Genomic DNA, 12,138 nt, shown 5'->3' with positions numbered 1-12,138 from the left:
TATTACCCATGATCAGAGCGTGACGGCCGTCAAGCCCTCCTCCAGACCAGTACCGCTGAATGTCTCCCGCCAAGCTGGCGCAATTTCTCTCGACAGAAGGAGGACAAAAGCTAATATTCCCGAGCAGTTAGCGATGATTACCCCTCTTTGACCAGGTCCGCATCACCATGAAGACAAAGCTGATCACCCGCGAAGGCTACAACAAGCTGAAAGAAGAGCTCGATTTCCTCTGGCGTCAGGAGCGCCCCGAGGTCACCAGAAAGGTGGCATGGGCCGCCAGCCTGGGGGATCGCAGCGAAAATGCCGACTACCAGTACAACAAGAAGCGACTGCGGGAGATCGATCGGCGGGTGCGTTACCTGCGCAAATGTCTCGAAGAGCTGGGGATCGTCGACTATGCCCCCGCGCAGGAGGGCAAAGTCTTCTTCGGTGCCTGGGTCGAGGTGGAAAACGAAGAGGGCGAGACCAAGCGCTTTCGCATCGTCGGCTATGACGAGATCTTCGAGCGCAAGGATTACATCTCCATCGACTCCCCCATGGCCCGCGCCCTGCTCAAGAAAGAGGTCGGTGATGAAGCCATCGTCCGTACGCCAGTTGGTGACGTCTGCTGGTATATCAACGAGATCAGCTACCCCAAATAGCCGGACTACTGGTGAGCGGCTTGCCACAGGCACATCCTGAGTCACAGGTGCAATGGCAAGATATGCGCTCTCCCCTGCGACTTATCAGTCTGACGGGTGCAGACCCCGGCGCAGGGTGGCATCCCGCAACACGACCCCATATAGTGCTCACACTTGGCGCCTGATGGCGCGGACTCGACCACAGAGGCCCTCAACAACATCATGATGCAAACCATAGAGAGACAGATTGCCGGTGAGCTCAATGCTCGCCCGGAGCAGGTGCAGGCCGCAGTGCGCCTGCTGGATGAAGGCTCGACCGTGCCCTTTATCGCCCGTTACCGTAAAGAGGTGACCGGCGGTCTGGACGATAGCCAGTTGCGCACCCTAGAGAGCCGCCTCGGCTATCTGCGTGAACTGGAAGATCGCCGTCAGGTGATCATTCGCTCCATCGAAGAGCAGGGCAAGCTGACCCCCGAGCTGATGCGCGAATTGAATGGTGCCGACAGCAAGACCCGGCTGGAAGATCTCTACCTCCCCTACAAGCCCAAACGCCGCACCAAGGGGCAGATGGCGATCGAAGCCGGGTTGGAGCCGCTGGCCAACCTGCTGCTCAGCGACCCGATGCAGGATCCCGAGCAAGCTGCAGCCACCTTCCTCAATCCCGAACAGGGCATTGCCGACAGCAAGGCTGCCCTCGACGGCGCCCGCTATATTCTGATGGAGCGCTTCGCCGAGCAGGCCGACCTGCTGGAGAAGCTGCGCGACTACCTGTGGCAAAATGCCACCCTGCGCGCCCGCGTGGTGGCAGGCAAGGAGCAGGAAGGGGCCAAGTTCAAGGACTATTTCGAACACGACGAACCCCTGCACAAGGCCCCCTCCCACCGGGTGCTGGCCATGCTGCGCGGCCGCAATGAGGGGATCCTCAATCTGGCGCTGGTCACCGGTGACGACGAGAGTGCCAGCCCCTGCGAAGGGATCATTGCCCACCACCTCAAGCTCAATCTGCAGAACCGCCCGGCCGACAAATGGCTGCAGGGGGTAGTGAGCTGGACCTGGAAGATCAAGTTGTCGCTTCAAATGGAGACCGAGCTGATCGGTCGCATCCGCGAGTCGGCAGAGGAGGAGGCGATCAAGGTGTTCGCCATGAACCTCAAGGATCTGCTGATGGCGGCCCCAGCGGGCATGCGCTGCACCATGGGGCTGGATCCGGGCATCCGCACCGGGGTCAAGGTTGCCGTGGTGGATGCCACCGGCAAACTGGTCGATCACGCCACCATCTATCCGTTCGAACCAAAACGCCAGATTGATCAGAGCCTCAAGACCCTGAGCGAGCTGTGCCAGAAACACAAGGTCGAGCTCATCAGCATCGGCAACGGTACCGCTTCGCGGGAGACCGACCGCCTGGTCAGCGACCTGTTCGAGCGCTACCCCGCCGCCAAGGCGCAGAAGATAGTGGTGAGCGAAGCGGGGGCCTCGGTCTACTCCGCCTCCGAGCTCGCCTCTCAGGAGTTCCCGGATCTCGACGTCTCGATCCGTGGCGCCGTCTCCATCGCCCGCCGCCTGCAAGACCCGCTGGCCGAGCTGGTCAAAATCGACCCCAAGAGCATCGGGGTGGGCCAGTATCAACACGACGTAGGCCAGAGCCAGCTGGCCCGCCGGCTGGATGCCGTGGTCGAGGATTGCGTGAACGCGGTCGGTGTGGATGTGAACACCGCCTCGGTCGCCCTGCTCAACCGGGTTTCCGGCCTATCCCAGACGTTGGCCCAGAACATCGTCGCCTACCGTGATGAGCACGGCGCCTTCAAGAGCCGTCAGCAATTGCTGAAAGTGAGCCGACTCGGCCCCAAAGCCTTCGAACAGTGCGCCGGCTTCCTGCGCATTCGCGGCGGCAGCAATCCCCTCGACAGCTCGGCGGTACATCCGGAATCCTATCCGGTGGTGGAGCGGATCCTCGCCAAGCTGGAGCAGACAGTTGAGAGCCTGCTCGGCAACAGCAGCCTGCTGCGCAGCCTGAAACCGGCCGATTACACCGATGAGCAATTTGGCGTACCTACCATCACCGACATCATCGGCGAACTGGACAAGCCGGGCCGCGACCCGCGCCCCGAGTTCAAAACCGCGACCTTCAAGGAAGGGGTGGAGCAGATCAGCGACCTGATGCCAGAGATGGTACTGGAAGGGGTGGTCACCAACGTCACCAACTTCGGCGCCTTCGTCGATATCGGTGTTCATCAGGACGGTCTGGTGCACATCTCCTCCCTGACCGACCGTTTCGTCAAGGATCCCCGTGAGGTGGTCAAGGCGGGCGACATTGTGCGGGTCAAGGTGCTGGAAGTGGACGCCCCGCGCAAGCGGATCAGCCTCACCATGCGCCTCGACGAGAAAGCGGGGCAAGCTTCCCGCAAGCCGGCTGAAGCGCGCAACAGCAGTGCCGGCAACACCAAGCCAAGAAATGAGCCGCGGCAAAGCGCCCCTATGGGTGGCGCCATGGGCAACGCCTTCGCGGCGGCGCTCTCCAAAGCGAAAAAGTAACGAAACCGTCCGGAACGCCTCTGAATGCAAAAAGCCCCTCAAGGGGCTTTTTTACACGCGAAGCTCAGGATCACTGCGTCAGGGCAGCAAGAATGCTCTCGGGCTCTCCATGCTGGGCCAGCACCTCCCGCAGTCGGTTGAATGCCTTGCAGGCCTCTTGCGGATACTTGCCGTAAGAGACGACGCCGGTGTGGCTCCAGCCTGCCGCCAACATAACTTTCTTCTTGAAACTGGTTCCTTCAGTTCCCCCTCCTCCGAGCTGCATCAGAAACTGCTCCATCTGCAGGTGGGGGGGCGGTACACGGGAGAAGGTGGTGAAATCTTCCGCTTTGACTTCATCGAAATGCATGACAGCTCCTGTGAAATTGGAATGGGCCTGATCTTCAGGTTAGTTGCAAAACAGGCAAAGCAGCTGAAAGTTTGGCGAGGGTGATTCAGATATGCAGACTGAGGGACTGGGTAGAGGCCGGGCTGACAGCCTGTTGATAGTGGCTCGCGATGACGCTGTTGCGCTTGTCCATATAGGCGCTCAGCACACCGCCCGATTTCGCGCTCTGCTCGGCCATCAGCTCTTTGCGCGCCTTGGCCTCACTCGCGGCGGCGCTGCGCGCAACGGCCAAATCCTGCACAGAAGGCTCGGCAGGCGCCAGCGCTGCAGTGCGGATCTGCTGCATCTTGGCGATGGTAGCGGCAGGGTCACCGGGTACGACACTGGTATCGATCTGGACTTCGCCACCCGTTGCATAACGCTTGCCATCCGGCCCTTGCGTAAACTGATAGGTGGGCGAGCTGGCGTACTCACCACCCGCTGACTGGTGCGCCTGCTCGTGGGTTCGAACCTCCTTGTCACGCTCGACAAGATCCTGAACCTGCTGCTCTTGCCGCTGTTGCTGCTCCTGCTGTTTGGGATCTTGCTGCTTGCGCTGCCCATCCTCGCCGGTGGCCTCAACAAAGCGATTGTCTGGCAGTGTCGTCGGCGCTGGTTGCCCGGTTTCACGGCTGTTCTGGGAGGTCTGATTGCTGGAGGCCTGAGCGGCTTTGGATTTCTCTTTCTGGGAGCCGACTTCAGATTCGGCAACGGAGGCTTGGCCCGCTCGGGCCTGCGGGATCAGTTCTGCCCGGCGATTATCCGTCCTCGCCGCTTCCACTTGGGGTTGCAGCTGTGTCGGGATAAGAGGAGGCAGACTGACATTGATGTTCATCTCACACCCGGATGTCGATCAGGGTTCCCATCATATCGCTGGCAGTCTGCACTACCTTGGCGGAAGCGCCAGCCTGCTGCTCGGCCACCTTGAGATTGACGAGCTCATCGGTCACTTGCACCTGATCCCCGCTGGGGGTGTTGAGGCGGGCGATCTGATTGGATGCCTTGTCGGCAATCTGCTCGGCTCGCTGAAATCCCTGTACCCCGCTGTTGAAAGCAGAATCAATACGCATGATGTTACTCCTCTGGTCACAGCTTAATTATCCGCCAGACCAGAGGATTAATGAAGCTTGCAGGCTGTTTTTTAGCCAACAAAATCTCGAACGATTTCAATGAATTCGTCAGGATGGGAGATAAAAGGTGCGTGTGAGGCCTTATTAAGGGTCACGCTGCGGCTGGCAGGGTAGAGATCATCCAGCAGGGGAATGGCCGCCTTGGGTACCAATGAATCCAGTCGGCCATAGATCCGCAACCAGGGCAGATCCAGCTCCCGCAGCGGTTCGCGCAGGTCAATGTCGGCCAACAGCGTCAGCCCGGCCTCGAGTGCGGCAAACTGGGGCGCCGGGCGCTCGGCCAGCCAGTGGCGCAACTGACGGATATCGTCCCGGGCATGTTCGCTGCCCATTGCCTGGATCGCCAGAAAGCGCTCTATGGTCTGGCGAAAATCCCCTGCCAGCATCTGGTTGAAACCGGTCAGTACCTTGGGGGCGATCCCCGGCCACTCATCGCGGGCCATGAAACAGGGAGAGCTGGCTACCGTGATCAGGGAGTGCAGCCGATCGGGATGCGTCAGCGCCAACTGGCTTGCCACCAGACCGCCGAGCGACCAGCCAAGCAGATGACACTTCTGCGGCAAGATGGCAGCCACCTGCTCGGCAAGCCAGGGCAGGCTGTAATCCACCTCGTCTGCCAGCAGGCTGTTGCCAAAACCGGGCAAATCTACCAGATGAACCCGATAGTGGGGCGCCAACTGTTGGGCAATGCCATGCCAGACCGCACCGTTCATCCCCCAACCGTGCAACAGCACCAGATCGGGCCCCTGGCCAAACTGCTCTACCGATATACTCATCTAGACTCAAGATCCCTGTTCATGCTCTTGGGGTCAGCATGTTAAAGCGACTGCTCGCTAAAGCAAGCCCGCTGCTCGGCAACCACGGCGACTGGCAAGGGAGTTGCCTCCTCTGTCATCAGCCTTGCGACAACGAGCCCCTGCTCTGCAGCTGGTGTCGGCAGGCGCTGCACCAGTCACAGCCGAGATGCCGCCTCTGCGCCGCACCGCTGACTGAATATATAGAAGAACGCATACCGGTCTGCGGCCGCTGCCAGCGCAGACCTCCCCCCTGGGAGCGGTTGCAGGTGATCGGCGACTACCAGGCTCCCTACCCCATGCTGATCCCCCGGCTCAAATATTCCGGCCAAATCCTGCTGGCGCCACTCCTGGCACGCCTCCTGGCCGATCATCTGGATGACAACGAGCCGCCGGAGGCGATCATTCCGGTTCCCCTGCACTGGTGGCGGCAGTGGCGGCGTGGGTTCAACCAGGCGGAGGAGATCGCGCAAGCCCTTGGCGAGTTCACCGACATTCCCTGCGACAACACCCTGTTGCAACGCATCAAGGCGACCCCGCAACAAACAACCTTGAGCGCCGGGCAGCGGCGGCGCAATCTGCGCGGGGCATTCCGGATCCGCCCCCACCACTATCGCCATGTCGCCCTGCTCGATGACGTCGTGACCACAGGCGCCACCGCTGGGCAGCTCAGCCGTTTGCTCCATGAGAGCGGCATCACAAAGGTAGAAGTGTGGGCAATCTGTCGTACCCTGCGGCACAGCAAGTAGCCATCGGCATGCTACCCAAGCATTAATAACCGCGTTATCATGAATACCCTAGTCGTACACTCAGGTTTATGAGGATAGTGATGATCAGCATTTCCGACGCCGCCCAGGCCCATTTCCGTAAACTGCTGGAAAAACAGCCTGATGGCACCAATATCCGGGTGTTTGTGGTCAATCCGGGAACCCAGAATGCCGAGTGTGGCGTATCGTATTGCCCGCCCGATGCCGTGGACCCGGAAGATCAACACCTGCCCTTCAGCGGCTTCGACTGCATGGTCGATCCCCTGAGCGCCCCCTTCCTGGTGGATGCCACCATCGACTTCGTCACCGATCAGATGGGCTCCCAGCTCACCCTGAAAGCACCGAACGCCAAGATGCGTAAAGTGGCCGACGACGCGCCGCTAATCGAGCGCATCGAGTACGTGTTGATGTCCGAAGTGAACCCTATGCTGGCCGGTCACGGTGGCAAGGTCACCCTGGTCGAGCTGACTGAAGATAAACTGGCCATCCTGCAGTTTGGCGGTGGTTGCAACGGTTGCTCCATGGTCGATTACACCCTGAAAGAGGGGATCGAGAAGCAGCTGCTGGAGAAGTTCCCGGGTGAGCTCAACGGTGTGAAAGACGCCACCGAGCACCAGCGCGGCGACCACTCTTACTACTGATTTGCAGCCCTTGCAGCAAAGAAAAGGCCCCGCCAGATGGCGGGGCCTTTTGCATGGGCAATCGGCAGATTACTCGTCCTTCTTGTCTCGCGACAGCAGGGCGATGGCCGCCTCTTTCGGGTTCTTACCCTCGTAGAGCACCTTGAAGATCTGCTCGCAGATGGGCATCTCGACGCCGCAGCGGGCCGCCAGCAGATGCACCTCTTTGGTGTTGCGATACCCCTCCACCACCTGACCGATCTCGGTCATGGCGGTGTTCACATCCTTGCCAGCCCCGAGGGCCAGCCCGAAGCGACGGTTGCGCGACTGGTTGTCGGTACAGGTGAGCACCAGATCCCCGAGCCCCGCCATCCCCATAAAGGTTTTGGCATCGGCACCCAGCGCCGCACCCAGACGCTGCATCTCCACCAGACCCCGGGTGATGAGCGCAGTTCTGGCATTGGCGCCAAACCCTAGCCCGTCGGAGAGACCGGCACCAATAGCGATGACGTTCTTCACCGCCCCACCCAGCTGCAGACCGACGAAGTCCGGATTGGTATAGACCCGGAACGAGCGGCCACAGTGCAGCAGGTGGGAGAGATCGTCGGCAAACTCGTCGTGAGTCGAGGCGACCGAGATGGCGGTCGGCAGACCGGCAGCCAGCTCCTTGGCGAAGGTGGGGCCGGAGATCACCGCCAGCGGTATCTCGTCACCCAGCACTTCACGGGCCACGTCCTGCAGCAGACGGCCACTGTCCGGCTCCAGACCCTTGGTGGCCCAGGCGATACGGGTATCGGGGCGCAGGAAGGGTTTGATCCGGGTCAGCACATCGCCAAATACATGGCTTGGCACGACCAGCAGCAGCACGGGAGCCGCTTGTACCGCACGTTGCAGATCCGCAGTTAGCTGCAAATCAGCAGGAAAAGGGACATCAGGCAAAAATGCCTTGTTGCAGCGGTCTTGTTCCAGCTCGGCGACATGAGCAGGGTCGTGACCCCACAGCAGGGTCGGATGACCATTGCGCGCCAGAGAAATGGCAAGGGCGGAGCCATAAGACCCCGCCCCCAAGACCGAGATAGCGATCTGGTCAGCCATTATCAGGCTTCCGCAGTCGCCTGCTGGGCCTGTGCTTGCGCCATGTGCTGGGCAAACAGGGCATCGAAGTTGACCGGTGCCAGGTTCAGCTGCGGGAAGGAACCCTTGCTCACCATGTTGGCCACGGCTTCGCGGGCATACGGGAACAGGATGTTAGGGCAGAAGGCAGCCAGGCAGTGAGCCAGTTGCGGCTCCGGCAGGTTACCGATGGTGAAGATACCAGCTTGCTGTACTTCGCACAGGAAGGCAGTTTCGGTTTCCAGTTTGCAGGTTACGGTCAGGGTCAGGACAACCTCGTACACGCTCTCAGCCAGGATGTTGGTCTTGGTATCCATATCCAGCTTGACGTCCGGCTGCCACTCTTTCTGGAAGATGTGCGGGGTGTTCGGCGCTTCGAAAGATACATCCTTGGTGTAAACACGCTGGATGTGGAATTCCGGTTGTACTTCCTGGTTGTTGATCTCGTCAGCCATTTCGTTTGATTCCTTGTTATATGGATAAGTGGGCTCAGGCCCTGCTTAAATCAGCGTTTCTTGGTTACCGGCAGATTTTCTGCACGCCATTGGGCCATGCCACCGCCGAGCACATAAACCTGCTTGAAGCCAGCTTTGCTCAGCTGACGGCCCGCGCCGCCCGCAGTCATTCCCGACTCGCACACCACTATGATGGGGGCATCTTTATGCTTTTCAACCGGGCCCAGATTATTGCTCTGGATCTGGGTCAGCGGCAGGTGCTGGGCACCGGCCAGATGGCCCTTGGCATACTCTTCCTGACTGCGAATATCCACCACGGTGGCATTCTCGCGGTTGATCAGCAGGGTCGCGGTGTGATTGTTGACGGTTTTTACCGGGGACAAACGGGCACGCACAGTGGTGTAAACCAGGGTGCCAGCCAGACCCAACCAGGCTGCGGTCAGCAGCGGGTTACGGGCCGCAAAATCCAAATACTCTTGCATCTTCTACTATCCAGGGACCAAGACAAGGGCCCGAGTATACATGGGGGTATTGATAAGATCAGCCATCTTGGCGGCAAAGCGCGAGCAGGCTCCCATCCTCATTGGGCATCGATCATGGCAGGAAGGGCGTGGCTTGCGGGGCAGCAGGAGCGCCCCTTGGCTATCAGGTGACTATTTCGGCAGATGTAGTAATATTACGCTAGTTTCATTTCCCGCATTTTTTCCAATCCGAGAGGACATAGTCTTATGTCAACAGCTAAGAAACCTTTGGTTCTGGTCATCATGGACGGTTGGGGCTACAGCACCAAGCAAGAGCACAACGCCGTCGCTGCCGCCAAGACTCCCAACCTCGATCGTCTGGCCCGTGACTACACCAGCACCCTGATCTCAGGCTCCGGTCTGGACGTTGGTCTGCCGGATGGCCAGATGGGCAACTCCGAAGTTGGCCACGTCAACATCGGTGCCGGTCGCATCGTCTATCAGGAGCTGACCCGCATCTCCAAAGATATTCAGGACGGCCCCTTCTTCGAGAACGTCGAGCTGGCCAAGGCTGTTGACGCTGCCGTGAACAACGGCAAAGCCGTTCACATCATGGGTCTGATGTCTCCGGGTGGCGTACACAGCCACGAAGAGCACATCATGGGCATGATCGAGATGGCCGCCAAACGTGGCGCCGAGAAGATCTACTTCCACGCCTTCCTGGATGGTCGTGACGTACCGCCGCGCTCCGCCCAGTCCTCCATCGAGCTGTTCGACGCCCTCTTCGCCAAGCTGGGCAAGGGTCGTTTCGCCTCCATGATCGGTCGTTACTTCGCCATGGACCGTGACAACCGCTGGGATCGCGTGCAGCAAGCCTATGACCTGATGACCCAGGGCAAGGGCGAGTTCACCGCCGAGAGCGCCACCGAAGCGCTGGCTGCCGCCTATGCCCGCGACGAGAACGACGAGTTCGTCAAAGCCACCCGCATCGGTGAAGCTGCACCGATGGAAGATGGTGATGCGCTGATTTTCATGAACTTCCGTGCCGACCGCGCCCGTGAAATCACCCGCGCCTTCGTTGACACCGACTTCACCGGCTTCGCTCGTGCAGTCGAGCCTAAGCTGAACTTCGTGATGCTGACCGAATACGCGGCCGACATCAAAACTGCCTGTGCCTACCCGCCGACCGCTCTGGTCAACACCTTGGGTGAGTGGCTGGCCAAGCAGGGCAAGACCCAGCTGCGCATCTCCGAAACCGAGAAGTATGCTCACGTCACCTTCTTCTTCAACGGTGGCGAGGAGTCCTGCTTCACCGGCGAAGATCGCGAGATCGTGGCCAGCCCGAAAGTGGCGACCTATGACCTGCAGCCTGAGATGAGCTCCGAAGAGCTGACCGACAAGCTGGTTGCGGCCATCAAGAGCGGCAAGTACGACGTCATCATCTGTAACTACCCGAATGGCGACATGGTTGGTCACACCGGTGTATTCGATGCTGCAGTCAAAGCGTGTGAAGCCGTTGACCACTGCATCGGTCGCGTCACCGACGCCTTGGCCGAAGTGGGTGGCGAGTGCCTGATCACTGCCGACCACGGCAACGCCGAGAAGATGCTGGACGAAGAGACTGGTCAGGCCCACACAGCCCACACCAATCTGCCGGTTCCGCTCATCTATTTCGGTCGCAAAGCCGAGGTGGTTGAAGGTGGCAAACTGTCCGATCTGGCCCCCACCATGCTGACCCTGATGGGTCTGCCGGTGCCGCCGGAAATGACTGGCAAGCCCCTGATGATTCTGAAATAATCCTTCCCCATGCGGGGATGCGAAGTTATTTCACAGAAAACCAGTCGCGTCGGCCTGTTGGCCGGCGCGCTGTTTTTTTGCCTGTCATTTGGCGCCAGCAAACCGGCTTTGGCCGCCAATCAGCAGCTGGGGACCATGCAGTCCCAGATCAAAGAGCAACAGAAGACCATCAAGCTCAGCAAGCAGGAGCTTGCCAAGCTCAATACCCAGCTCAAGGCTGACGAGCAGGCCATCTCGGCCGCCGCCGCCAAACTCAACCAGACCAGGCAGCAGTTGAAGCAGAACCAGCAGAAGCTGGCGACCCTGCAAAAGGACAAGCTGGCGCTGGAAGTTCAAGCCAAACATCAGAAGCAGTTGCTGGCCAAGCAGGCGGAAAGCGCCTTTCAGGCGGGCAACCACGACTACCTCAAACTGCTGCTCAATCAGCAGGATCCGGCCAAGCTGAGCCGCTCACTCGACTACTACGACTACCTCAACAAGGCCCGCATCGAGGCCATCGACGCCCTGCGAGCCACCCGTGACAAGCTGGCGAAAAACCAGCAGGCCACCAAAGAGACCGAAAGCAAGCTGCAAGCCCTGCTTGCCGAACAGCAGGAGCATCACCAGGCTCTGCTGGCCAGCCAGCAGAGCCGGGCCAAGGTGCGCAACCAGTTGCAGCAGTCGGTACAGGATGACGAGCAGAAGCTCTCCAAGCTGGTCAAGGCGGAGAAGGCGCTGAAAGCGCGGCTGGAGGAGCTGCGCCGCCAGCGGGAAGAGCAGGAACGGCGCGAACGGGCCGAACGGGAGCGGCTGGCCAAGCTGAAAGCGGAACAGGAGCGTCAGCGCAAGCTGGCCGAGCAGCGCCGCGCCGAGCAACAACGACTTGCCGCCCAGCAGAACAAAACCGTCAAACCGGCAGAACCGGTCGAAGAGATGTCCAGTACCAAACCGGAGCGAGGCTCTGGGATTGGGACCGCAGGTTACTACAGCGGGCTCAAGACCAATGGCAGCCTGCGCTGGCCGGTACAGGGGCCGATCCTCATCTCCTACGGTTCACCGCGCACCGCCCAGCTCAAGTGGAAAGGCACCCTGATCGGCGCCAGCGAAGGAACCCAGGTCAAGGCGGTCGCACCGGGACAAGTGGTTTACGCCGACTGGCTCGATGGCTTCGGTATGCTGCTGGTAATCGATCACGGCAAGGGCTATATGAGCCTCTACGGTCACAATCAGTCGCTGCTGCGTCAGGTGGGCCAGAATGTGGAACAGGGTGAACCTGTGGCACTGGTCGGTGACAGCGGCGGTCAGGACAGACCGGGCCTCTACTTCGAAATTCGCTATCAGGGCGAGGCGATCAACCCGACCAAATGGCTGGCCAAGGGTTGAGTTAACCCGGCCGACAAGCCATCACACGCTCACTAGCAAAAGTCTGCATCACGCAGGCTTTTGTCGTTTCAGGAGCGCCCCCCACTGTCGGCCCCATTTGATGAAAAATTACCTAATTTT

The 12,138-nt window shown here is 60.0% G+C and carries 13 protein-coding genes; 6 read left to right on the top strand and 7 right to left on the bottom strand.

What is annotated here, in order from left to right; translation table 11 throughout:
* Window positions 1–167 precede the first annotated feature (167 nt).
* Both greB and I6L44_RS17730 read left to right on the top strand, forming a co-directional pair.
* On the top strand, window positions 168–641 hold the full coding sequence (gene greB, locus I6L44_RS17735) for a transcription elongation factor GreB (protein WP_005355349.1): 474 nt from the start codon (window positions 168–170) through the stop codon (window positions 639–641).
* Between the two features lie 201 nt (window positions 642–842).
* The gene (locus I6L44_RS17730; protein WP_216952670.1) at window positions 843–3,152 is read left to right on the top strand and encodes a Tex family protein; all 2,310 of its coding nucleotides are present in this window, start codon (window positions 843–845) and stop codon (window positions 3,150–3,152) included.
* Between the two features lie 70 nt (window positions 3,153–3,222).
* On the opposite strand, the gene I6L44_RS17725 is transcribed toward I6L44_RS17730, so the two are convergent.
* The 4 genes from I6L44_RS17725 to bioH form a co-directional block, all read right to left on the bottom strand.
* Window positions 3,223–3,501 carry a hypothetical protein gene (locus I6L44_RS17725; RefSeq protein ID WP_005355353.1) on the bottom strand — a complete coding sequence of 93 codons (279 nt, stop codon included), beginning with the start codon at window positions 3,499–3,501 and terminating at the stop codon, window positions 3,223–3,225.
* Between the two features lie 85 nt (window positions 3,502–3,586).
* On the bottom strand, window positions 3,587–4,354 hold the full coding sequence (locus tag I6L44_RS17720; protein ID WP_216952669.1) for a putative metalloprotease CJM1_0395 family protein: 768 nt from the start codon (window positions 4,352–4,354) through the stop codon (window positions 3,587–3,589).
* 1 nt (window position 4,355) lies between these two features.
* Window positions 4,356–4,589 (bottom strand): flagellar basal body rod C-terminal domain-containing protein, encoded by a 234-nt coding sequence (locus I6L44_RS17715; RefSeq protein ID WP_005340632.1) that lies wholly within the window; start codon window positions 4,587–4,589, stop codon window positions 4,356–4,358.
* A gap of 71 nt (window positions 4,590–4,660) precedes the next feature.
* Complete coding sequence (gene bioH / locus I6L44_RS17710; RefSeq protein ID WP_042081658.1) at window positions 4,661–5,425, bottom strand: pimeloyl-ACP methyl ester esterase BioH; 765 nt, start codon at window positions 5,423–5,425, stop codon at window positions 4,661–4,663.
* Between the two features lie 38 nt (window positions 5,426–5,463).
* On the opposite strand from bioH, the gene I6L44_RS17705 reads away from it, so the two are divergent.
* The gene (locus I6L44_RS17705) at window positions 5,464–6,192 is read left to right on the top strand and encodes a ComF family protein (protein ID WP_216952668.1); all 729 of its coding nucleotides are present in this window, start codon (window positions 5,464–5,466) and stop codon (window positions 6,190–6,192) included.
* Between the two features lie 80 nt (window positions 6,193–6,272).
* Window positions 6,273–6,851: a Fe-S biogenesis protein NfuA gene (gene nfuA, locus I6L44_RS17700; RefSeq protein ID WP_005340636.1), complete on the top strand. Its 579-nt coding sequence runs from the start codon at window positions 6,273–6,275 to the stop codon at window positions 6,849–6,851.
* A gap of 69 nt (window positions 6,852–6,920) precedes the next feature.
* Here nfuA and gpsA read toward each other — a convergent pair whose 3' ends face one another.
* The 3 genes from gpsA to I6L44_RS17685 are packed head-to-tail and all read right to left on the bottom strand — an operon-like array spanning window position 6,921 to window position 8,880.
* On the bottom strand, window positions 6,921–7,925 hold the full coding sequence (gene gpsA / locus I6L44_RS17695; protein ID WP_005356865.1) for an NAD(P)H-dependent glycerol-3-phosphate dehydrogenase: 1,005 nt from the start codon (window positions 7,923–7,925) through the stop codon (window positions 6,921–6,923).
* Between the two features lie 2 nt (window positions 7,926–7,927).
* Window positions 7,928–8,398: a protein-export chaperone SecB gene (secB, locus tag I6L44_RS17690; RefSeq protein WP_042054222.1), complete on the bottom strand. Its 471-nt coding sequence runs from the start codon at window positions 8,396–8,398 to the stop codon at window positions 7,928–7,930.
* A gap of 50 nt (window positions 8,399–8,448) precedes the next feature.
* Window positions 8,449–8,880 carry a rhodanese-like domain-containing protein gene (locus I6L44_RS17685; protein ID WP_005340640.1) on the bottom strand — a complete coding sequence of 144 codons (432 nt, stop codon included), beginning with the start codon at window positions 8,878–8,880 and terminating at the stop codon, window positions 8,449–8,451.
* 246 nt (window positions 8,881–9,126) lie between these two features.
* Between I6L44_RS17685 and gpmM the strand changes: the two genes are divergently transcribed.
* Both gpmM and envC read left to right on the top strand, forming a co-directional pair.
* Window positions 9,127–10,656 carry a 2,3-bisphosphoglycerate-independent phosphoglycerate mutase gene (gene gpmM / locus I6L44_RS17680; RefSeq protein WP_216952667.1) on the top strand — a complete coding sequence of 510 codons (1,530 nt, stop codon included), beginning with the start codon at window positions 9,127–9,129 and terminating at the stop codon, window positions 10,654–10,656.
* A gap of 9 nt (window positions 10,657–10,665) precedes the next feature.
* The gene (envC, locus tag I6L44_RS17675; RefSeq protein WP_216952666.1) at window positions 10,666–12,018 is read left to right on the top strand and encodes a murein hydrolase activator EnvC; all 1,353 of its coding nucleotides are present in this window, start codon (window positions 10,666–10,668) and stop codon (window positions 12,016–12,018) included.
* Window positions 12,019–12,138: the final 120 nt, after the last annotated feature.

The organism is Aeromonas sp. FDAARGOS 1414, assembly GCF_019047065.1.
Taxonomy (GTDB): domain Bacteria; phylum Pseudomonadota; class Gammaproteobacteria; order Enterobacterales; family Aeromonadaceae; genus Aeromonas; species Aeromonas veronii_A.
The sequence above is the reverse complement of the archived record's forward strand: the minus strand, read 5'-3'. Positions and strand labels throughout refer to the sequence as shown.

Coding starts and splice junctions, on each gene's coding strand:
- greB (WP_005355349.1), top strand. CDS start 168: ATGAAGACAAAGCTGATCACCCGCGAAGGCTACAACAAGCTGAAAGAA.
- I6L44_RS17730 (WP_216952670.1), top strand. CDS start 843: ATGATGCAAACCATAGAGAGACAGATTGCCGGTGAGCTCAATGCTCGC.
- I6L44_RS17725 (WP_005355353.1), bottom strand. CDS start 3,501: ATGCATTTCGATGAAGTCAAAGCGGAAGATTTCACCACCTTCTCCCGT.
- I6L44_RS17720 (WP_216952669.1), bottom strand. CDS start 4,354: ATGAACATCAATGTCAGTCTGCCTCCTCTTATCCCGACACAGCTGCAA.
- I6L44_RS17715 (WP_005340632.1), bottom strand. CDS start 4,589: ATGCGTATTGATTCTGCTTTCAACAGCGGGGTACAGGGATTTCAGCGA.
- bioH (WP_042081658.1), bottom strand. CDS start 5,425: ATGAGTATATCGGTAGAGCAGTTTGGCCAGGGGCCCGATCTGGTGCTG.
- I6L44_RS17705 (WP_216952668.1), top strand. CDS start 5,464: ATGTTAAAGCGACTGCTCGCTAAAGCAAGCCCGCTGCTCGGCAACCAC.
- nfuA (WP_005340636.1), top strand. CDS start 6,273: ATGATCAGCATTTCCGACGCCGCCCAGGCCCATTTCCGTAAACTGCTG.
- gpsA (WP_005356865.1), bottom strand. CDS start 7,925: ATGGCTGACCAGATCGCTATCTCGGTCTTGGGGGCGGGGTCTTATGGC.
- secB (WP_042054222.1), bottom strand. CDS start 8,398: ATGGCTGACGAGATCAACAACCAGGAAGTACAACCGGAATTCCACATC.
- I6L44_RS17685 (WP_005340640.1), bottom strand. CDS start 8,880: ATGCAAGAGTATTTGGATTTTGCGGCCCGTAACCCGCTGCTGACCGCA.
- gpmM (WP_216952667.1), top strand. CDS start 9,127: ATGTCAACAGCTAAGAAACCTTTGGTTCTGGTCATCATGGACGGTTGG.
- envC (WP_216952666.1), top strand. CDS start 10,666: ATGCGGGGATGCGAAGTTATTTCACAGAAAACCAGTCGCGTCGGCCTG.